The 19440-nt window shown below is 73.5% G+C and carries 18 protein-coding genes; 4 read left to right on the top strand and 14 right to left on the bottom strand.

Translation table 11 applies throughout. The features are described 5' to 3' along the window. Window positions 1-22: 22 nt before the first annotated feature. Genes egtD through egtA form a run of 4 tightly spaced genes read right to left on the bottom strand, consistent with a single transcriptional unit; the run spans window position 23 to window position 4423 of the window. Window positions 23-985, bottom strand: a complete 963-nt coding sequence (gene egtD / locus Sri02f_RS32940; RefSeq protein ID WP_109004985.1) for an L-histidine N(alpha)-methyltransferase — start codon at window positions 983-985, stop codon at window positions 23-25. Continuing rightward, window positions 982-1773 carry an ergothioneine biosynthesis protein EgtC gene (gene egtC / locus Sri02f_RS32935; protein WP_109004984.1) on the bottom strand — a complete coding sequence of 264 codons (792 nt, stop codon included), beginning with the start codon at window positions 1771-1773 and terminating at the stop codon, window positions 982-984. Before egtC ends, egtD begins: the two co-directional genes overlap by 4 nt. Next, complete coding sequence (gene egtB, locus Sri02f_RS32930; protein WP_109004983.1) at window positions 1773-3125, bottom strand: ergothioneine biosynthesis protein EgtB; 1353 nt, start codon at window positions 3123-3125, stop codon at window positions 1773-1775. The genes egtC and egtB overlap by 1 nt, the downstream gene beginning before the upstream one ends. After that, entirely contained in the window at window positions 3122-4423 is a 1302-nt protein-coding gene (egtA, locus tag Sri02f_RS32925; RefSeq protein WP_109004982.1) for an ergothioneine biosynthesis glutamate--cysteine ligase EgtA, read from the bottom strand. Before egtA ends, egtB begins: the two co-directional genes overlap by 4 nt. Window positions 4424-4808: 385 nt before the next feature. Here egtA and Sri02f_RS32920 point away from each other — a divergent pair, with 385 nt between their 5' ends. Then, window positions 4809-5759, top strand: a complete 951-nt coding sequence (locus Sri02f_RS32920; RefSeq protein WP_109004981.1) for a TIGR02452 family protein — start codon at window positions 4809-4811, stop codon at window positions 5757-5759. Here Sri02f_RS32920 and Sri02f_RS32915 read toward each other — a convergent pair. From Sri02f_RS32915 to Sri02f_RS32905, 3 genes are all read right to left on the bottom strand, one after another. Beyond that, the gene (locus Sri02f_RS32915) at window positions 5744-6190 is read right to left on the bottom strand and encodes a type II toxin-antitoxin system PemK/MazF family toxin (protein WP_069768846.1); all 447 of its coding nucleotides are present in this window, start codon (window positions 6188-6190) and stop codon (window positions 5744-5746) included. The two genes, Sri02f_RS32920 and Sri02f_RS32915, sit on opposite strands and share 16 nt — an antisense overlap. A gap of 82 nt (window positions 6191-6272) precedes the next feature. After that, a complete protein-coding gene (locus Sri02f_RS32910; RefSeq protein WP_109004980.1) occupies window positions 6273-7754 on the bottom strand; it encodes a flotillin family protein in 1482 nt (493 codons plus the stop codon). 154 nt (window positions 7755-7908) lie between these two features. Beyond that, entirely contained in the window at window positions 7909-8127 is a 219-nt protein-coding gene (locus Sri02f_RS32905; RefSeq protein WP_174855754.1) for an NfeD C-terminal domain-containing protein, read from the bottom strand. A gap of 231 nt (window positions 8128-8358) precedes the next feature. Here Sri02f_RS32905 and Sri02f_RS32900 point away from each other — a divergent pair, with 231 nt between their 5' ends. Continuing rightward, entirely contained in the window at window positions 8359-9747 is a 1389-nt protein-coding gene (locus Sri02f_RS32900; protein WP_109004979.1) for a glycoside hydrolase family 43 protein, read from the top strand. A 60-nt stretch (window positions 9748-9807) separates the two neighbouring features. On the opposite strand, the gene Sri02f_RS32895 is transcribed toward Sri02f_RS32900, so the two are convergent. After that, complete coding sequence (locus tag Sri02f_RS32895; RefSeq protein ID WP_109004978.1) at window positions 9808-10938, bottom strand: PP2C family protein-serine/threonine phosphatase; 1131 nt, start codon at window positions 10936-10938, stop codon at window positions 9808-9810. Between the two features lie 143 nt (window positions 10939-11081). Here Sri02f_RS32895 and Sri02f_RS32890 point away from each other — a divergent pair, with 143 nt between their 5' ends. Then, on the top strand, window positions 11082-11756 hold the full coding sequence (locus Sri02f_RS32890; protein WP_218029908.1) for a formylglycine-generating enzyme family protein: 675 nt from the start codon (window positions 11082-11084) through the stop codon (window positions 11754-11756). A gap of 20 nt (window positions 11757-11776) precedes the next feature. Here the strand turns inward: Sri02f_RS32890 and Sri02f_RS32885 are convergent, their stop codons facing one another. Further along, window positions 11777-12232 carry a MarR family winged helix-turn-helix transcriptional regulator gene (locus tag Sri02f_RS32885; RefSeq protein ID WP_109004977.1) on the bottom strand — a complete coding sequence of 152 codons (456 nt, stop codon included), beginning with the start codon at window positions 12230-12232 and terminating at the stop codon, window positions 11777-11779. Window positions 12233-12404: 172 nt separating this feature from the next. On the opposite strand from Sri02f_RS32885, the gene Sri02f_RS32880 reads away from it, so the two are divergent. Next, window positions 12405-13862, top strand: a complete 1458-nt coding sequence (locus Sri02f_RS32880) for an MFS transporter (protein WP_109004976.1) — start codon at window positions 12405-12407, stop codon at window positions 13860-13862. Window positions 13863-13907: 45 nt separating this feature from the next. Here the strand turns inward: Sri02f_RS32880 and Sri02f_RS32875 are convergent, their stop codons facing one another. The 5 genes from Sri02f_RS32875 to Sri02f_RS32855 all read right to left on the bottom strand — a co-directional run bounded on the left by Sri02f_RS32875 (window position 13908) and on the right by Sri02f_RS32855 (window position 19214). Further along, window positions 13908-14573, bottom strand: coding sequence for a response regulator transcription factor (locus tag Sri02f_RS32875; RefSeq protein WP_109004975.1), 666 nt, complete (start codon window positions 14571-14573; stop codon window positions 13908-13910). Continuing rightward, window positions 14570-15829, bottom strand: coding sequence for a sensor histidine kinase (locus Sri02f_RS32870; protein ID WP_109004974.1), 1260 nt, complete (start codon window positions 15827-15829; stop codon window positions 14570-14572). The genes Sri02f_RS32875 and Sri02f_RS32870 overlap by 4 nt, the downstream gene beginning before the upstream one ends. A 178-nt stretch (window positions 15830-16007) precedes the next feature. Further along, window positions 16008-16997, bottom strand: a complete 990-nt coding sequence (locus Sri02f_RS32865) for a helix-turn-helix domain-containing protein (RefSeq protein WP_109004973.1) — start codon at window positions 16995-16997, stop codon at window positions 16008-16010. Between the two features lie 79 nt (window positions 16998-17076). Then, complete coding sequence (locus Sri02f_RS32860) at window positions 17077-18051, bottom strand: alpha/beta hydrolase (protein WP_109004972.1); 975 nt, start codon at window positions 18049-18051, stop codon at window positions 17077-17079. A gap of 215 nt (window positions 18052-18266) precedes the next feature. Further along, window positions 18267-19214: an FkbM family methyltransferase gene (locus tag Sri02f_RS32855; RefSeq protein ID WP_109004971.1), complete on the bottom strand. Its 948-nt coding sequence runs from the start codon at window positions 19212-19214 to the stop codon at window positions 18267-18269. Between the last annotated feature and the right edge of the window lie 226 nt (window positions 19215-19440).

Here is a 19440-nt window from a genome sequence, read left to right as displayed (position 1 = left end):
GCGGGAAGCCGGGCGGGTGCGGCTACCGCACGGTGGACGACGACAGCGCGAAACGCGCCGCGCGGTCGGTCCACCAGTGCGTCAGCTCCAGCCCGGCGGCCGCCAGTTCCGCACGCACCCCCTCCTCCCGGAACTTCGCCGACACCTCGGTGCGCAGCTCCTCGCCGGCCGCGAAGTCGACGGCCAGGTCGAGCGCGGGCACCTTCACCGTCTGCGCCGTGCGGGAGCGCAGCCGCATCTCGATCCATTCGTCGTGCGCGTTCCAGAGCGCCACGTGGTCGAAGGAGCCGGCGTCGAAGTCCGCGCCCAGCTCCCGGTTGACCACGGCCAGGACGTTCTTGTTGAACGCGGCGGTCACCCCGGCCGCGTCGTCGTACGCGGGCACCAGCACCCGCTCGTCCTTGACGAGGTCGGTGCCGAGCAGCAGCGTGTCGCCCGGCGCGAGCATCGCCCGCACCGAGGCCAGGAACACCGCGCGCTCGGCCGGCAGCAGGTTGCCGATCGTGCCCCCGAGGAAGGCGAGCAGACGGGGGCCCGGGGTGTCGGGCAGCGTCAGGCCCGCCGTGAAGTCGGCGATCAGCGCGTGCACGTTCAGGCCGGGCCGTTCGGCGACCAGCGCCTGTCCGGCCTGGCTGAGCGCGCTCTCGCTGACGTCGACGGGCACATAGGTGTCCAGGCCGGTCAGCGCGTCGATGAGGTGGCGGGTCTTCTCCGAGGAACCCGAGCCGAGTTCGACGAGCGCGCGGGCGTGGGCCGCCGCGGCGATCTCGCCGGAGCGGTCCACGAGGATCTCGAGTTCGGCGCGCGTCGGGTAGTACTCGGGCAGCTCGGTGATCCGCTCGAACAGCTCGCTGCCGTGCGCGTCGTAGAACCACTTCGGCGGCAGCGTCTTGGGGGTGGCGGTGAGGCCGCGCAGGACGTCGTCGCGCAGGGCGGCGTCCGTGGCGTCCTCGGGGAGGGTGCGGGTGATCTGGAACGGGCTCACGTGCCGGTCTCCTCGAGTGGTGCGGATGCCGCGTCCGGGCTCTGGTCCTTGAGCGGGGTGAGCAGGACGTCGGCGCGGCTCGCCACGAGCAGGGTGCGGTCCGGGACCTCCTGCCAGCGCGGATCGTCGTCGTACGGTTCCGAGGCCACGACCGTGCTCAGGCCGGGCTCCGCCAGGTACCACAGCGTGTCGCCCCAGGCGGTCGCGGCGATGGTGGCGCCGTCGGTGAGAAGCAGGTTCAGGCGGGATCCGGGGGCCGCTTCGGCGACATCCAGGACCGTGTCCGCCAGCGCCTGGCCCTCGGTGTCCCCGCCGCGCAGCCGGGCCAGCACCAGCGCCCACACGAACGCGGAGTCGTTGCGCGCCTCCATCGACAGCAGTGCGGAGGCGGGCAGCGTCCCGGCGAGCGGCTCCAGCGAGCCCGGCCAGCCGGTCACCGCCCCGTTGTGGCTGAACAGCCGGCCCTCCGCCGCGTACGGCGCCGCGGCGGCCTCGGCGTCGGCGCCGGCGAGCGTGGCGTCGCGGACGGCGGCCAGCAGCGCCCGGCTGCGCACCACCCGCGCCAGGTCGGCGAAGGACAGGTCCGCCCAGATCGGTCCGGCCCTGCGGTAGCGCGCCGGGGCCGGATCGCCGTCGGCGTACCAGCCGATCCCGAAGCCGTCGGCGTTGACCGTCCCGTACCGCTGCCGCCGGGGCGCCCAGGACTGGCGGTACAGGGCGTGCGGCGGCTCCACGAGGAGCCGGCCCAGTGGCTCCTCGGGCCCCAGGTAGGCCAGGTGGCGGCACATCAGACGGTCTCCGAGCGGGCCGTGCGGAACCCGGAGAAGATCTGCCGCCGGATCGGGTAGTCCCAGTTGCGGAAGGTGCCCCGGCAGGCCACCGGGTCGACCGCGAACGAACCGCCGCGCAGCACCTTGTACTCGGGGCCGAAGAACACCTCCGAGTACTCCTTGTACGGGAACGCCCGGAATCCGGGGTACGGAAGGAAGTCGCTGGAGGTCCACTCCCAGACGTCCCCGATCAACTGGCGTACGCCGAGCGGGGACTCACCGGCCGGGTAGCTGCCGGCGGGGGCCGGCCGCAGGTGGCGCTGGCCGAGGTTGGCGTGCTCGGGCCCGGGATCGGCGTCGCCCCACGGATAGCGCGTCGAGCCGCCGGTGGCGGGGTCGAAGCGGGCCGCCTTCTCCCACTCCGCCTCGGTGGGCAGCCGGCGTCCGGCCCAGCGGGCGTAGGCGTCGGCCTCGTACCAGCACACGTGCAGCACCGGCTCCTCGGGCGGCACGACCTCGGTCGTCCCGAAGCGGCGGCGCAGCCACTGTCCGCCGTCGCGCCGCCAGAACAGCGGGGCGTGGATGCCGTGCGCGCGGATGTGCGCCCAGCCCTCCTTCGTCCACCAGCGTTCCTGGTCGTACCCGCCGTCCTCGATGAACGCCCGGTAGGCGCCGTTGGTCACCGGGGTGGTGTCGATGCGGAACGGCGCGACCTCGCGCCGGTGCGCGGGCCGTTCGTTGTCCAGCGCCCAGGGCTCGCCGGAGGCGCCCATCGTGAACGGGCCGCCGGGCACGAGGACTTCGGCCGGGCCGGTGGCCAGCGGCGCCGGGTCCGGGTCGGGCGCGGTCAGCGCGGGCGGGCCGGTGCGGAGCTGATGGGTGATCAGCATGGTCTCGTCGTGCTGCTGTTCGTGCTGGGCGATCATCCCGAAGGCGAAGCCGGCCTCCGTCAGCCGGGTGCCGTGGAAGTCGGCCGACTCCAGCATGTCCAGCACCCGGCCGCGTACCTCGGCCGCGTACCGGCGGGCCTCGTCGGGCGGCAGCAGCGGCAGCGTGGGCCGTTCGGCGCGGGAGTGCTCGAAGGCGTCGTAGAGGCCGTCGATCTCGGGGCGCATCGCCTCCCGGCCGGCCACGCCGCGCAGCAGCCACAGTTCTTCCTGGTTGCCGATGTGCGCGAGGTCCCACACCAGCGGCGACATCAGCGGGGAGTGCTGGGCGGTGAGGTCGGGCTCCTCGACGCAGCTCGTCAGCAGTGTGGTGCGTTCGCGGGCCGTGGTGAGCGAGGTGAGCACCCGGGTGCGGAGGGTGTCCGCGTCCGGAGCGGGCTCGGCGTCCTGCGCGGGCTCGGTGTCCAGGGCGGGCTCGGTCATGAGCGGAGGTCCTTCCCGTTCGCGCGGGTGTCGACGCCGCGCAGGCGGTCGAGCTGGTCGTCGGCCGGGGTGCGACCCCGGCGGACGTAGCGGTCGAGGTAGTCCGCGACGGCCGCCACGACGTCGTCGTCGGCGCCGATGCGCGGCAGCGCCCGCAGGGCGATGGCGAAACAGGCGACGGCGGTCTCGTGCAGCTCGGGGTCGGCCAGCCCGTGGCGGGCGGCGTCGGTCCACAGCGGATTGTGCGGGGCGGGCAGCGGCCGGGCCCGCTCGGCGAGTGGCTTCACCGCGCGGTAGGCGCTCTCGGCGGCCTCCGGGTCCTCGAACAGCGCCGTCGTCACCGCGAGCGGGACGATCCAGCCGTCGTCGCCGGGCTGGGCGTCGATCATGCGCAGCTCCAGGTGGCCGCGCGGCCTGACCGGCGGGAACAGGGTGCTGATGTGGTAGTCGAGGTCCTCCCGGGTCGGGGCTCCGGTCCGGGTCCACTCCCGGAAGGTGAGCCGCTCCGGCACGTCCCACGGACCGTCGTCGCGCCGTACGCACATCACCGGCGAGTCCAGTACGTGCCGGGCCCAGGCGGCGCGGGGATCGCCGTCCAGGACGGGCCCGCCCGCGCGGCCGGCGCCGATCTCCGTCCACAGCAGCTGCCGGGTGGAGCGCCAGCCGGTGGGGACGCCGCCGAGCAGCGGGGAGTTGGCGAAGGACGCCACCAGCACCGCGCCCAGCGTGTGCGACAGCCACCAGCGCCGCCCGAGTCCCAGCGGGCCGGGCTCCTCGTGGCCGGCGTCGACGCAGACCTGCACGGACGCCGAGGCGCACATCATGGCGCGGCCGGCCGGCCCCGTGCGGTCGAGGCAGGCCTCCATGGCGTCGTAGCGGGGTTCGTGCAGAAAGCGGCGCGGTGTGCGCCAGGGATCCGTGCCGCTGCCGACGAGAGCGAGGCCGTGCTCGTCCAGGACCGCGCGGACGGCGGCGAGGTCGGCGGAGACGATGCGCACGCACTCCGTCAAGGAGGCGGCCGGCGGCGAGCTCAGCTCCAGCTGGCCGCCGGGTTCGACGGTGAGCGGAGAACTCAGCGGCACGGTGCGCAGTGCGGCGTAGGCGGTCTTGAGTCGTTCGGGTGGTACGGGGAGCCGCGGCGAGCGCAGCTCGTGGACGAGCCATTCCAGTTCCACCCCGACGGCGCGTGGCGGGCCGGTCTTGAAACAGATGCCCCTGACCAGCGCCTCCACCTCGGCTTCGGTGAGGGCGGTGCGGGGCTCCGTTGCGTCGGTACAGTCGCTGACCGAGTCGGACATGTCGGGATCCTCCTGAGATTCCACCATGCCACCGGTCCGATCCCGGTGCGGACCGGACCGGCATAGCTCGTTCCACCCAAGACCCTCGATCCGATCCGCACAAGGGTGCATAACAGGACTTTCGGGACCGTCGATCTCGGATTCCGTGTCGTTTCCTTGTCGATTCCCTGCCGGTTCACTGTCGGTTTCCCGACCGCTCGCAGCCGGTTCCGACCTGATTCCCGGCTCTTCCCGGCTCATGCCCGACGCGCTCCGGACACCGGGAAACTGTGTTGCACGCGATGTCCAGGATCGCTCACGATGCGTGTATGAGCACGACGGGGGAGGCGGGCGGGGCACGAGCCGCCGCGCACCGCACGGTCATGGCGTCCACGGGGGTGGCGCCATGAGCGCACGGCTGCGCGGTATCGCACGGGAGACGGAGGAGATCGTCGCGGCGGGCCGCTACCGCGCGTCCGACGGGCGCGAGGTGGCCCTCGCCGCGGCGATCCGGGCGGCCCGGGCGGGCACCCGGATGCTGGGACCGGGAGCCGTCGGCGTGCCCGCGGCCGCACCCGCCGACACCCGCGTCGAGGTCACCGGGGAGAGCAGCCTGGAGGCCGCCCGGCGTCTCGCCGACGCGCCCGTCGCCGTCCTCGACTTCGCCTCCGCCCGCAATCCCGGAGGCGGATACCTCAACGGGGCCCAGGCGCAGGAGGAGGCTTTGTGCCGGGCCTCCGCGCTCCACACCTGCCTCATCACGGCCAGGGGGTTCTACGACCACCACCGAGCCCACCGCGACCCGTTCTACACGGACCGGGTGATCCACTCACCCGCCGTGCCCGTCTTCCGGGACGACCGCGGGCGTCTGCTGGACGACCCGTTCCGCGTCGGCTTCCTGGCGGCGGCCGCGCCGAACGCGGGCGTGGTGCTGCGCACGACGCCGGAGCGCGCGCCGGAACTGCCGCGCGCGCTGGCCGTCCGGGCCGAACGGGTCCTGGAGACGGCCGCCGCGCACGGCTACCGGCGTCTGGTGCTGGGCGCCTGGGGCTGCGGGGTGTTCCGCAACGATCCCGCGCAGGTGGCGGAAGCCTTCCGCGCCCTGCTCGACCGGGGCGGTCGCTTCGCCGGGACCTTCGAGCACGTGGTCTTCGGCGTGCTGGACCGCACGCCGGGACGTACGGTCCTGGGAGCCTTCGAGACGGCTTTCGCGAAGTCCTCCGGTGTCCCGCAGCCCTCCCGTTTCCCGCCGCGGCCTTCCGGTGTCCCGGAGCCTTCCGGTTTCCCGCCGCAGCCTTCCGGTTTCCCGCAGGCTTCCGGGCCGCGCGGCCCGGAGGGGGCTCAGGTCCAGCCGTAGCGCTCGTGCAGCCGCTGGCGCACCAGGTTGAACCGCATCCGGTCCAGCGCGCACGCCTCCCGGCGCATGCCGTCCTCGTGCAGTCGCAGGACGCGGTCGACGTCCACCCAGGAGTCCCGCCCGGTCCGGTCCCACGGCCCGCTGCCGATCGGCACCCACTCGCGGTCGCCGTCATGCCGCTTGCTGGAGAGCTGAACGGCGAGGAAGGTGCCGCCGGCCTCCCGGGCGACGACGAGCACCGGACGGTCCTTGCCCCGGCCGTCGTTCTCCTCGAAGGGCACCCAGGTCCAGACGATCTCGCCGGGATCAGGGTCGCCGTCGTGCGCGGGGGAGTACTCGGTGCGCACCCGGCCGACCTCGCGGGGGTCGGCCTCGACGGTGGCGGTGGGGCCGGAACGGCCCGGAACGTCTGCATCGGTAAACGCGGTCACGGGGGCACCCTAAGGGCTGCCCCCGTGACCCGTTTCACCGGCGTGCTCTCACGCCCGTCTCACCCGTGGTGCGGCCGGCGTGTCACCCCTCCTCGACCGGCACCTTCTGCGACGGCGGGATCGCCGTCCCGTTGAGGGGCGAAGTCCCGCTCGGGGCCTGCCCGTTCTGGTTCATCGAGGCGAGCAGCTGACGGGCCAGACCGAGCCCCGTCCCGCCCATGGTGAGCGCCTTGGCGAACACGTCCGCCATGCCGTCCGCGCCGTTGAGCAGCACCATGTTGTCGACGTTGCCGAAGGCGGACGCGCCCGCCTTCACGATCTCCGGCCAGTTCTCCGCGAGTTGCTGTGCGACGACCGCCTCCTGGTTCTCGGCGAGGGCGGCGGCACGGGCCTTGATGGCCTCCGCCTCCGCGAGACCCTGTGCCTTCGCCGCCTCGGCCGCCGCCAGACCCCTGGCCTGCGCGGACGCCGCCTCGGCCTCACCGGTGGCCCGGGTGGCGGCCGCGGAGGCCTCACCCCGGGCCCTGGTCGCCTCGGCCTCGGCGCCTGCGGCGGCCTTGACCCGGGTCGCCTCGGCGGCGGCCGCGAGCTCCGTCTCCTTCGCCTTGGCCTGCGCCGCCGAGATCCGGGCGTCGCGCTCCGCCTCGGCCAGCGTGCGCTTCTCGTACGCCTTGGCGTCCGCGGGCTTGCGCACGTCCGCCTGGAGCTGCTGTTCGCGCCGCTGCGCCTCGAGTTCGGCGACCCGGGTCTCCTGGACGACGACCTCCTGCCGGGAGGCGGCGTCGGCGAGGGGTCCCGCCTGACGGGCCCGGGCCCCCGCCTTGTCCCGCTCGGCCTGGTAGCCGGCCTGGAGGATCTCGCTGTCCCGGGTGGCCTCCGCCATCCGGGCGAACGAGGCCTGCTCCGCCTCCGTGGCGAGACGATTCGCCTCCGCCTGCGCGATCCGCGCGTCCCGCTGCACGGCCGCCGCGTGCGGCATCGCCATGTTCTTGATGTAGCCGGTCGGGTCCTCGATCTCGTGGATCTGGAGCGAGTCCACGATCAGACCCAGCTTCTCCATCTCCGTACCGCAGGCGGCACGGGTCTGCCCGGTGAGCTTCTCCCGGTCGCGGATCATGTCCTCGACCGTCAACCCGCCCACGATGGACCGCAGATGACCGGCGAAGACGTTGTGCACCCGCTCCGACATCAGCTTCTGCTGGTCGAGGAACCGGCGGGCGGCGTTGGCGATCGACACGAAGTCGTCGCCCACCTTGAAGATGACCACGCCCCGCACCTTGAGCGGAATGCCCTGGTGGGTCACGCAGTCCACATGCAGTTCGGTCTCGTTCAGGTCGAGCGACAGCTTGCGCACCACCTGCACACCGGGCATCACCATCGTCCCGCGGCCGGTGACGATGCGGAAACCCATGCCCGCCTCGAGGCCCTCGGTACGGTGGTTGGAACCCGAGATGACGAGTGCCTCGTTGGGCTCCGCGACGCGCCACATCATCTTGAACAGACCGATCAGAGCGAGGACGGCGACAACCGCCACCCCCGCAACGACGCCGACGATCATCGGCATACGCCCCCTTTTGATGGTGCCCTTTCGGCACCGAACGAAGGGAGTGTGCGCCTGTGCGGCCTCACGGTGAAGGCACCGGCGCATCCTTGTTGCAATCTTGACGCTTACGTTTCGGAAGACGCACGGAGCGGCTCTCACCTGGGCCGCAGCGGGCTCAACTGTCGTACGCGCGCGTGACGTAGACCGTTCTGGGCGGCAGGTGCTCCACCACCATCACCACCGTGCCGCACTCGATGCGGCCGGCGCCGTCCGCGGCATGCGCGAGGAAGTGCTCGGCGCCGCCGCGCACCCGCACGATCACCTCGCCGACGAGCCCCGGCCCGATCGTCCCGGTGACCCGCCCCATGAGCCCGACCATCGACGCATCGTCCATGGTCACAGGGTACGGGCGGAAGCCGCTCATCCGGCCGGGGAGTTCGCGACCGCTTCCTGCGCCCGCCCGTCGGCCCCGGCCGCGGAGCGCCCGGGGCCGCCACAGGCGTCCCACAGGCATCCTCCGTTCCTGCGCAAAGGATTGACGGGCCCCGGCCGCACCCCTACTTTCTGATCGACTTTCCGAACTGCGTTCGGGATTTCGGACCTTGAGCCGTAGGAGAGCCGCACCATGACGACACGCCCCCGCACCCCGTCCCGTCGTTCCCTGCTGCGCGCGATGGCCGCCCTGCCCGTCGCCGCACTCGCGCTCGGCGAGGCGCCCGGCCTGCTCGGCACGGCCCTCGCGGCCGCACCGGCCGCCGGATCGGCCACCCGGTACACCATCGTCCCGTTCCTCGACAGCAACGACGGAACGGTGAACGTCTACCAGTCCGACGACGCGACGGACTTCCGGCTGGTGCAGTCCTCCGCCTACACCCCGCCCGGCAACCGGATCCGGGACGCGAGCGTCTTCAAGCACACCAACGGCTACTACTACCTCACCTACACCACCCACACCTGGCAGGACGCCAGCACCACCATCGGCTTCGCCCGCAGCTCCGACCGGGTCAACTGGACGTTCCTGTACGACTACACGGTCCCGATCGCCAACCTGTCCCGCGCCTGGGCCCCGGAGTGGTTCGTCGACAGCGACGGCAGCGTCAACGTCATCGTGTCCTGCTCGGTGACCAGCGACGAGTGGATCTTCACCCCCTATCTGCTGAAGGCCGCCAACTCCGCGCTCACCGCCTGGACTTCGCCGGTCGCGCTGTCCGGCATCGGACCGAACCACATCGACACCTACATCGTGAAGACCGGCTCGACCTACCACGCGTTCACGAAGAACGAGACGGCCAAGTACATCGAGTACGGCACGGCGTCGAACCTCGCCGGCCCCTACACGATCACCCGCACCGGGGACTGGGCGGGCTGGGGCAGCTACCGCGAGGGCCCCTCCGTCATCCAGCTCGACAACGGCGGCTGGCGGATCTTCTTCGACGGCTACGGCGACGGCAACTACTACTACAGCGACAGCTACGACGCCTTCGCCACCTGGAGCGCACCCAAGGCGCTGCCCGGCATCTCCGGCACGGCGCGCCACTTCACCGTCATCAAGGAGACCGTCACCGGCGGCCCGGCCCTGACGAAGAACGCCACGCGCTCGCTGCGCTCCGCCAACTACACCACCCGCTACTGGCAGGAGCAGTCCGCCCTGCTCAACCTGCCCGTGGTGACGAGCTCCAGCACCACCGCCGAGAAGCAGGCGTCCGCCTTCACCGTCGTGGCCGGCCTCGCCGACGCGAACGCCTGCTCCTTCCGCGACGCGGCCGGCAACTACCTGCGCCACTACTCCTTCCGCGGCCGTTTCGACGTCAATGACGGCACCTCCACGTTCGCGAGGGACGCCACCTTCATCGCCCGGACGGGACCGGCGAGCGGTTCTGTCCGCTTCGAGTCGTACAACTACCCCGGCTACTACCTGCGCCACTACAACTACCAGCTGAGCGTCGCACAGTCCGACGGCACCGACCTGTTCCGCCAGGACAGCGCGTTCGTGCCGGTCACCGCCTGGGCCTGACCGGCCGCACGCCGACCCGGGGCGTGGCAGCGCTCCCGCGCAGGGCGAGAGCGCGCCGCGTCAGCGGGCCGGGGACCGGCGCACGGTCAGGACGGCGACGTCGTCGTGGCGGCGGCCGTCGCCGGCGAACGCCCGGGAGTCCTCGTGCAGCGCCTGCGGCAGCTCGGTGGGCGAGAGGTCCAGGTACTTCGCCAGGCGCTCGTCGACCGGATAGAACGTGCCGTCGCCGGCGCGGGTCTCGGTGAGCCCGTCGGTGGTCAGCACCAGGGTCGAGCCGGCCGGGAACGCGAACCAGTCCACGGTCGTCGGCTCGACGGCCAGTTCGGCGAGCCCGAGCGGGACGCCCGTCTCCAGCGCCGGCGTGGTGACGACGCCTTCGTGCACCAACCGGGGCGGCACATGCCCGCAGTTGACGACCTGCGCCTCCGTCCCCGCGTCGACGCCGATGACGAGGGCCGTGACGAACCGCTCGTCGTCGCCGGTCTGCTCGGCGTAGGAGTTGTGCCGCACGACCGCCGCGTCCAGGGCGTCGACGAGCGCGGTCAGCGTGGGTTCGCGGTGCGCCGCCTCCCGGAAGGCGCCGATGACGGCGAACGCCGCGCCCACGGCGGCCAGTCCCTTGCCCTGCACGTCGCCGATCAGCACCCGCGTGCCCCAGGGCGACGCGACGACGTCGTAGATGTCGCCGCCGACCAGCCGGTCCTCCTGTACCGGTTCGTAGACGCCGTTGACCAGCACGTCGTCGGTGAGCAGGGGCAGCGGGTGCAGGATGTGCCGCTGCATGGCGGCGGCGGTGGAGCGCAGCCGCAGCATCTCGTGCTCGCGTCCGATGCGCCGGTGGCAGGCGTAGACGGAGGCGGCCCCCAGAGCCAGGGTGAGCAGCACCAGCAGCGCACGGTCGAGCCAGCGGCCCCCGTCGGCGGCCCGCACCACCACGGTGAAGGTGACGAACAGGGTGGTCCAGGCGGCGACGAACCTCGTCTGCTGGACGGTGCACAGCGCCGACGCCGTTCCGGGCAGGAAGACCAGAAGCCCGAGGAGCCACACCTCGGAGCCCGACAGCACGCCGAGGACCTCCACCAGGACGGTCACCGACAGCACGCCGACGACCGTCTCGACGTTGCCCGGGGGCTCGATGGCGTCCAGCGTGTCGAGGGCGTCGGCAGGTCTCTTCCGACGGATACCGGTCATGGGGACTCCCAGGCAGGCGGCGTCTCTCTGTACCTTAGGCAGGCCGACTGCCCGGCGGCCCGCCGCGGCGGCACAGGCGGTGAACGGCCGCCGCAGCGCGGCTGTACCTCCTGCCGCGTCCCGGCGATGAGATCATCGCCTTCATGGACGCGGGGGAGCAGGGCCTGACGATGATCGCCGTGCCGCCGGGCACGGTCACCCTCTCGGACCGGCGGACGCGACGCAGCTGGGCGGTCGACGTGGCGGGCCACCGGCTGGCGGCGCATCCGGTGACGCGAGAGCAGTACGCACGCGTCACCGGCCGACCCCTGCCCGGCGCCGGGACGGGCCGGCTGCCCGTCGAGAGCGTGTCCTGGTGGGACGCGGTCCACTTCTGCAACACCCTGTCCGAGCGGGAGGGCCGCACGCCCGCCTACCGGGTGGGGGCGGACGGCGAGTCCGTCGACCGGGACGTGTCCGCCGACGGGTACCGGCTGCCCACCGAGGCGGAGTGGGAGCACGCCTGCCGCGCCGGCACCCGCGGACCGCGCTACGGACCGCTCGACGACATCGCCTGGCACCGGGGGAACTCCGGGGAGCGCGTCCACGAGGTGGGCGGCAGACTTCCCAACCCGTGGGGCCTGCACGACATGCTCGGCAACGTGTGGGAATGGTGCTGGGACGTCTACGACGCGGAGGTCTACGGCCCCTACCGGGTCCTGCGCGGCGGTGGCTGGTTCGACGAGCACTGGAGCTGCCGGGCGTCGGTGCGCCGCCGCAGCCATCCCACGTTCCGGGTCGACGACGTGGGGTTCCGTGTCGCACGCACGGCACGCTGACGGCCGGGCGCGAGCCCCCGTCAGGGGCGTGGCCAGGGGCGCCCGCCGAGGGCCTCGATGCCGTTGTTGAAGCGCCGCAGGTAGGCCGCGAACGCGGCGACGTCCTCGTCCGGCCAGTCGGCCATCACCTGGCTCAGGGCGTCGACGATCCCCTCGCGCTCCTCGTCCAGCAGGCGCACGCCCTCGTCGGTGAGCCGGAACTTGCGCGCCATGCCGCCCTCGGGATCGGGGATCCGCTCGATGAGCCCGGCCCGCATCGCCGCCGCCGTCTGCCGGTTCAGCGTGGAGGCGTCCAGGCCGAAGGCATCGCTGAGTTCCCCGATCGACATGGGTCCCTGGACCCGGATCCGGCTCAGCATGATGTACGCGCTGCGCTCCATGAGGCTGTTCTGGCGGCGGCCGCCGCGCTGGTTCAGGAACGAGTGGCGGCTGAGCAGCATCTGCTCGTACTCGACCTCGTGCGTCGGCGACTCCATGGGCCCGGCCTCCGGTTTCCGTGCGGCCCGACCATCCTGGCACATCGTGTGCATCCGCCATGCCATGTGGTTGATACACAAGGCATGTACGATGCACATCCTTCGCTACGCCGTCCCGTTCGCGCGGCCCACCCGCGCACCCCTCACCCGAACTTTCCAGTCGAGGAGTCCCATGGGCGCCCCCGCTCCCCACCTCACGGCCCGCCCGGGCGCCGTGATCGCCACACTGGCCTTCGCCGGCACCACGGCGGCGATCATGCAGACCCTGGTCACGCCGCTGATAGCCGAACTGCCCCAGATCCTGGACACCTCGTCCTCCGACGCGGCCTGGGTGATCACGGTCACCCTGCTGGTCGCCGCCGTGTGCGTGCCCGTCGTCGGCCGCCTCGGCGACCTGGTGGGCAAGCGCCGCATGCTGCTCGCCTGCTCGGTGCCGCTGATCGTCGGCTCGGTGGTGTGCGCGTTCGCCTCCGACGTCGTCACGATGATCGTGGGACGCGGACTGCAGGGCATGGGCATGGGCATGGTGCCGCTCGGCATCGCCCTCCTCCGGGACGTCGTACCGGCGGAGAAGCTGAGCGGCTCCATCGCCCTGGTCAGCGCCTCCATGGGCATCGGCGGCGCCATCGGGCTCCCGCTGGCCGCCGCGGTCGCCCAGTACGCGAACTGGCGGGCGCTGTTCTGGGGCTCCGCCGCGCTGGCGGCCGTCGTCGCCGTCCTGATCTTCCTGCTCGTCCCGGACGTCCCCGCCGGCGCCAAGGGGCAGCGCTTCGACCTGCCCGGCGCGGTCGGCCTCGGCGTCGGCCTGGTCTCCCTGCTGCTCGCCGTCTCCAAGGGCGCCGACTGGGGCTGGGCCTCGGGCACCACCCTCGGCCTGTTCGCCCTCGCCGTCGTGGCGCTGCTCGCCTGGGGCAGGTGGGAGGTGCGCACCACCGACCCCCTGGTCGACCTGCGCACCACGGCCCGCCCCCGGGTGCTGCTGACCAACGTCGCCTCGGTCTTCGTCGGCTTCGGCATGTACGCGAGCATGCTGGTGATGCCGCAGCTGCTGCAGTTCCCCGAGGCCACCGGCTACGGCCTCGGACAGTCGATGCTCGCGGCCGGCCTGTGGATCGCGCCGGGCGGCCTGATGATGATGCTGGTCTCCCCGCTCGGCGGAAAGCTCACCAACGCCCGCGGTCCCAAGTTCACCCTGGTCTGCGGCGCTCTGGTGCTGGCCGCCGGCTACTTCGCCGCCATGGCGCTGATCGGCTCCGCCTGGGGCGTCATGCTGGTCACGATCATCACCAGCAGCGGGGTGGGCCTCGCCTACGGCGCGATGCCCGCGCTGATCATGAGCTCGGTGCCGATCACGGAGACCGCCGCCGCCAACGGCTTCAACACCCTCATGCGTTCGCTGGGCACCTCGATCGGCTCCGCCGTCATCGGCGTGATCCTCTCCCAGATGACCACCACCCTGGGCGGCCACACCCTCGCCTCGGAGGCGGGCTTCCGCACGGCGCTCCTCGTCGGCGGAGGGCTCGCCCTGGTCTCCGCGGCCATCGCCGCCGTCATCCCCGGCGCGGGCGCCGCGACGGCCGACGAGGACGGCGCCGACCTGGCCGGCGCACCCGAGCAGGCCAAGGTCTGACACAGCACCGGGGGGCGGCCAGGTGAACGGGTCGCCCTCCCGGCCCTACGCCAGGTCCAGCAGCCCCCTGCGCACGGCCTCCGACACCGCCGCCGCCCGGTTGTCCGCGCCCAGCTTCCGGTAGACCCGCACCAGATGCGTCTTGACGGTGGCCTCGCTCAGGAACAACGCCTCGGCGATGGACCGGTTGCTCAGCCCCTCGGCCAGCAGCCGCACCACCTCGACCTCCCGCCCGCTCAACTCCCGCCCGCTCAACTCCCGCCCGCCGGGCGGCCCCTGCGACACCAGCTCGCCCACGACCTCCGGCGCGAGCCCGAGCGCACCGGCGGCGGCGCCCCGTACCGCCCGGAACAGCTCCTCCGGCGGCCCCGCCTTCAGCACATACCCCCGGGCCCCCGCCTCCAGCGCGCGCACCACATCGGCCCGGCCGGAGTAACTCGTCAGCATCACCACCGCGGTCGCCGGCGTCCCGGCCGCCAGTCTGCGCACCGCCTCGACCCCGTCGATCCCGGACCGGCCCCCGCCGCCGAACCGCAGGTCCATCAGGACCACGTCCGGCGCGAGCCGCTCCGCCAGCCGGACGGCCTCCTCCCCGGACGCCGCCTCCGCCGCCACCCGCAGATCCGGCTCGCCCTCCAACAGCGCGCGCAACCCGGCCCGTACGACGGCGTGGTCGTCCGCGACCAGCAGCCGCAACGGAGCGCCGCTCACCGGACGGCCGCCGCACCCGGTGTCCCGGCCGGCCGGAGCACCGACGCCGCGGGCACCGTCGCCCGTACGGACGTGCCCCGCCCGGGTGCGCTGCCCACCTCGAGGTCGCCGCCGCACTCGCGCAGCCGCGCCCGGGCCGCGGGCAGCCCGAGACCCCGGGCGGCCTGGGGCGGGACACCGGGGAGGCCGGTCACGAAACCGGCGCCGTCGTCGCGCACTTCGAGTTCCACGCGGTCTCCCCGGGTCTCCAGGGTGACCTGCACGTTCACCGCGTGGGCGTGCTCGCGCACATTGGCCAGCGTGCTCTGCGCGACCCGGAACAGGGTCGCCGCCGTCTGCCCGTCGAGGGCCGGCCGGCGGGCGCCGACGGCGCGGAACCGCACACGGGCCGCGGCGCCCTCCGCCTCGGCGCGGGCGCACAGCAGCCGCAGTGCCTCCTCCAGACCGGCCTCGTCGACGGCCGACGGCGTCAGGTCGCGGATGATCCTGCGGGTCTCGGCGAGATTGGCGTGCAGCCCGTCGGCGACCGCGCGCACCCGGGTGCGCGCCACATCCGGACGCGCGTCCCAGTCGCGCTGCGCGGCCTGCAGCAGCATGACGCCGCCGGAGAGCTCCTGGGCCAGCGTGTCGTGCAGGTCCCGGGCGATCCGGGCCCGCTCGGCCAGCATCCCGGCCTGTCGCTGCTGCCGGGCCAGGACGTCGCGGGCGCCGCGCAACTCCTCGACCAGACGCAGCCGTTCGGCGGCGGAGCGCTGCTGGGAGCGGTAGAGGGCGAGCGTGCCACACACGGCGGCCACCGGGATCAGGACGATCTCCGGATCGAATCCACCCGCGCTGCGGGCGAGTTGACCGGCGAGGACGACCGTGAGGGCGGCCACCGCCACCACGGCCGCCCGCCGCCCGAGCACCCGCAGCGCTGCACACGCCAGCGGCAGGGCGCCCCACACGTAGGCCCCCGTGAGAGAGAAGGGGGCCAGAAGGACCAGCCCGGTCCACAGCCCCCACAACGCCGCGACCCACAGTCGCCCGCCGACCCGCCCCAGCCGCTCCCCGGCGGCGAGCCCGCCCGCGTACACCAGCGCCAGCATCCCGCTGACGCCGACGATCTCCCAGCACGGCCCGATCCCCAGCCGTAGCAGCCGCACCAGTCCGGCGCCGACCACGACGAAGAAGGTCACGTGGGCGAGGAGTGCGGGCGTCGGCCGGCTTCCGCGAACGGCCCTCGCAAGGGTGCGGACGGGAGCACGATCGGTCACGGCATACCCCTTGGACGATGATCCGTTCGAACAGGGGGCCCGAGTCTATCCGTCGGCTGCCGGGACGATGTGAACGGCGTCGGCCGTCGGACCGGTCGGCGCACGCCGGTGGTCAAGGGGGCCGGGGGCCGTGGTCGCGGCCGGGTCCGTGGACTTCGGCCGACGCCCGGCGGAGTCGCTACGAGCGCGTCAACCGCCGCATGGTCAGCGCGAGATGCAGCCGCAGCCGGCCCTGCGGGGTGCGCATCGGCCACCCGAGCAGATGCTCGGCGTGGGCCAGCCGGTCCTGGAGCGTGGAGTGGTGGACGTTCGCCTCGGCCGCCGCCGCCCGCAGACTCGCCGTCGCGGTGACGGCGTGCAGGGTGGCGAGCAGCCAGGGGGCGTCCGCGGCGGCGGACTCGACCGCCCGGACGTCCGGCGGGGGTTCGGCCCCCGGTACGACGAGGTCGGCCAGCAGGGCGAGCCCGCCGAGCTCGTCGGCGTGCACCACCCGTGGGCCGGGGTCCTGCGCGGTGCCCTCCGCGGTGAACCTGAGCGCGGTGCGGGCGGCTGCCCAGGAGCGGGGCAGGCCCGTCACGGGGGCCGCGGGCCCGACGCCTGCCCGGCCGGCGGGGACGGCGTGCCGGACGTCGGCGGGCAGCACCCGGGGCGGGCCGCCGGGCACGGCCACGGCACGGAAGGAGGCGGCGGTGTCGAGGCCGAGGCGGCGGGCCGCGTGCAGCCGGGCCGGTTCGGCCGCCGTGGCGTCGAGCAGGGTCTCGACCAGCGCGGGATCGTCCAGCGTCGCGCGTCCACGGGTGCGGTCGAGGACGAGGCGTGCCGCTCCGGCCGCCCGTTCGAGGATCACGGCGTCCACGACGCTCGGCCGCGCGTCGGCGCGTTCCAGCCACAGGGCGGGCGCGCCGTCCGGCGTCAGGGCCGCGGAGGGCCAGGCCGGGTCCGGCGGAAGTTCGGTGTCCCGGCGCGTGCCGTCCGCCTCCACCCGGACGCGCACCAGCCGGTCGGGGTCGACGAGCCGCGCGGGCACCCCGGACAGCACCGCGGCGCCGCGCACCAGCGCCTCCACCCCGGCCCGCGACTCGGCCAGCCGGTCGAAGTAGGCGATGACCCGCACGGCCGCCCCGGCGTCGGGATCCAGGGCGGTCAGCCGTCCGGCCAGCTCTTTCATACGGCCATGATGCGCCAGGCCAACCGTCACGCGGAGACCCGCGACCCCGCCGCCATCCGGAGAACCCGTGGGTGACGGGCTACTCGGCGAGCAGCCGCCGCAGCCAGTCCAGGTGGGCCGCCCGCGCCGCCTTGGACAGCGCGGCCTGCGGTGCGAAGCCGTCGAAGCCGTGGAAGCCGCCCGGCCAGACGTGCAGTTCGGCGACCCCGCCGGCCTGCCAGATCCGGGAGGCGTACGCGACGACCTCGTCGCGGAAGGTCTCCGCCGAGCCCACGTCGAGGAAGGCCGGGGGCAGCCCGGACAGGTCCTCGGCACGGGCGGGCGCCGCGTACGGGGAGACGTCCGGGCCGCCGCGCCGCTCGCCGAGCAGGGCCGTCCAGCCGGTCTCGTTGGCCGTGCGGTCCCACACGCCGACTCCTGCCATCTGGTGGCTGGACGGGGTGTCGTTGCGGTCGTCCAGCATCGGGCACATCAGCAGCTGGCCGATCGGCCGCGGTCCCCGGCGGTCGCGCAGCAGCAGGGCGAGGGCGGCGGTGAGGCCGCCGCCCGCGCTGGCCCCGGCGATGACGATCCGTTCCGGGTCCGCACCCAGTTCCCCGGCGTGCTCCGCCGTCCACAGCAGACCGGCGTACACGTCCTCGACCGGCGCGGGATGCGGGTGCTCGGGCGCCAGCCGGTACTCCACGGACACCACGGCCATGTCGAGTTCGCGGGCCCAGTCGAGGATCACGTCCACGCCGACGCGCTTGTCGCCGAGGACCATCCCGCCGCCGTGCACGTGGTAGACGACCGGGCGCGGCCGGTCCGGGGCCGGCGAGGTCGGACGGCAGATCAGCAGGGAGATCTCGGGGGAGCCCTCGGGCCCCGGGACCGTGCGGTCCTCGACCTCGAAGGCCCCGCCGACGGTCAGGTCGAGCTGGGAGAGCAGTTCGATGCCCGGTCCCTTGCGGGCCGCTTCGACGTCCTCCATGGACAGCCCCGGCTGGATCATGTCCTTGATGAGCTCCAGGGCGGCGGCGAGTTCGGGGTCGAAGGGCGGTGGCTGGGACGTCATGGGCTGCTCCTCACACGGAACGCGGATGCGCGGCGGCTCGTGCCGCTCATCGTCGGTCTGCCGGCCGCCTTCCCGAGCACCGCCGTACGGCGGAACCTGCCCGCCATTCGGCGGGTGACACGGCCGCGGGCCGCTCGGCCCGCTCGTCCGCGGTCACGACCCTCTCCGGCCGCGGGCCGCCGGGCGACCGGAGGACGTGGCGTCGCGCGACGGCTCTACGCCGTGGGCGCCGCGTCCGCGCGCATCAGCACGCAGTCGAACTCGATCACCCGTCCCGTGGTCGCCTCGCGCGTCACCGGGTACATCCCGGTGATGCCGAAGCCCGCCGCCTCGTAGGTCGCGACGGCCTCGCCCATGCCGGGGCTGTCCTCGTACAGCTTGAGCACCGCGACCTCGGACTGCAGCCCCACGAACTCCGCGATCCGCTCCCCGCCGCCGGCGAACACCTCCAGGTCGTAGCCCTGGGTGTCCATCTTGAGGAAGGGGCGCGGTTCGGCGAGGCCCTCCAGCGCCTCGTCCATGACGTCCGCCAGCCGGCGGACGCGGATCTCCTCGGTGTCGGCCTGGGCGAAGCGGCTGTAGCGGTCCTTGCCGTAGTCGCTCGCCGACAGCAGGGAGTTCATCGTCTTCCAGCCGGTGTGGATCTTTGCCGTCGTCTCCTCGCGGCCCAGTCCGCACTGGTACACCTGCCAGGCGGGGTCGTCCGCGGCGGCTTTCTCCAGCCGGGCGAACGTCTCCGAGGTGGGCTCGAAGGACACGATCCGGCCGGTGTAGCCGAGCCGGCGCAGCCGCTTGGCGTACTGGCCGGTGTTGGCTCCGACGTCGAAGACGCAGTTCACCCCGTACAGCTCCAGCATCGCGGTGACGTGCTGGGCGCACAGGTACTCGGCGGCCGCCAGCTGCAGCTTGCGCTCGTCGCGCCGGTGCGGGGCGTCCATGAGCAGGACGGAGTCGGTGTCGCCGAGCCGCACGGCCTCGCCGTCGTCCACCCCGGGACGTTCGCCGTCCCGGGTCCGCCGCACCACCCAGGTGTCCCGGCCCGCTCCGGTGGCCCGGTACGGACGGCCGCGCCGGGCGACCACCGCCGTCCCCGGCCCGAGGTCCGTCACCTGGACGCCGATGCGGGGCATCAGAGCCAGCAGTCGTCGATAAAGGGTCTGCATCCTCCCAGCCCTATCAGACGGGGCGGCGGGCGGTCTGCGGCTTCGGCCACTTTTGTGCGTCCCTCCGTCCGAGGCTCGGGTCCGGGCGTCCGCCGGTGCGGCCCGCGCCCTCCGGCGCGAGGCGCTTGGCCTGGCTCCGCGCGCGGGGGAGCCGGCCGCCCGGATCGAGCGTTCCGGAACGGCCGAACGGGGCCCGGAGAATTCTCCGGACCCCGTTCGGCGTCAG

This window comes from Streptomyces rishiriensis, assembly GCF_003112535.1.
Classification (GTDB): Bacteria; Actinomycetota; Actinomycetes; order Streptomycetales; family Streptomycetaceae; genus Streptomyces; species Streptomyces rishiriensis.
Note: the sequence above shows the minus strand (reverse complement) of the source record. Positions and strands in the feature narration are given on the sequence as shown.

Excerpts from the sequence above, each read along its gene's own strand:
- egtC (WP_109004984.1), bottom strand. The coding sequence starts at position 1,773 with ATGTGCCGCCACCTGGCCTACCTGGGGCCCGAGGAGCCACTGGGCCGG.
- egtB (WP_109004983.1), bottom strand. The coding sequence starts at position 3,125 with ATGACCGAGCCCGCCCTGGACACCGAGCCCGCGCAGGACGCCGAGCCC.
- egtA (WP_109004982.1), bottom strand. The coding sequence starts at position 4,423 with ATGTCCGACTCGGTCAGCGACTGTACCGACGCAACGGAGCCCCGCACC.
- Sri02f_RS32920 (WP_109004981.1), top strand. The coding sequence starts at position 4,809 with ATGAGCGCACGGCTGCGCGGTATCGCACGGGAGACGGAGGAGATCGTC.
- Sri02f_RS32910 (WP_109004980.1), bottom strand. The coding sequence starts at position 7,754 with ATGCCGATGATCGTCGGCGTCGTTGCGGGGGTGGCGGTTGTCGCCGTC.
- Sri02f_RS32905 (WP_174855754.1), bottom strand. The coding sequence starts at position 8,127 with ATGGACGATGCGTCGATGGTCGGGCTCATGGGGCGGGTCACCGGGACG.
- Sri02f_RS32900 (WP_109004979.1), top strand. The coding sequence starts at position 8,359 with ATGACGACACGCCCCCGCACCCCGTCCCGTCGTTCCCTGCTGCGCGCG.
- Sri02f_RS32895 (WP_109004978.1), bottom strand. The coding sequence starts at position 10,938 with ATGACCGGTATCCGTCGGAAGAGACCTGCCGACGCCCTCGACACGCTG.
- Sri02f_RS32890 (WP_218029908.1), top strand. The coding sequence starts at position 11,082 with ATGGACGCGGGGGAGCAGGGCCTGACGATGATCGCCGTGCCGCCGGGC.
- Sri02f_RS32885 (WP_109004977.1), bottom strand. The coding sequence starts at position 12,232 with ATGGAGTCGCCGACGCACGAGGTCGAGTACGAGCAGATGCTGCTCAGC.
- Sri02f_RS32880 (WP_109004976.1), top strand. The coding sequence starts at position 12,405 with ATGGGCGCCCCCGCTCCCCACCTCACGGCCCGCCCGGGCGCCGTGATC.
- Sri02f_RS32865 (WP_109004973.1), bottom strand. The coding sequence starts at position 16,997 with ATGAAAGAGCTGGCCGGACGGCTGACCGCCCTGGATCCCGACGCCGGG.
- Sri02f_RS32860 (WP_109004972.1), bottom strand. The coding sequence starts at position 18,051 with ATGACGTCCCAGCCACCGCCCTTCGACCCCGAACTCGCCGCCGCCCTG.
- Sri02f_RS32855 (WP_109004971.1), bottom strand. The coding sequence starts at position 19,214 with ATGCAGACCCTTTATCGACGACTGCTGGCTCTGATGCCCCGCATCGGC.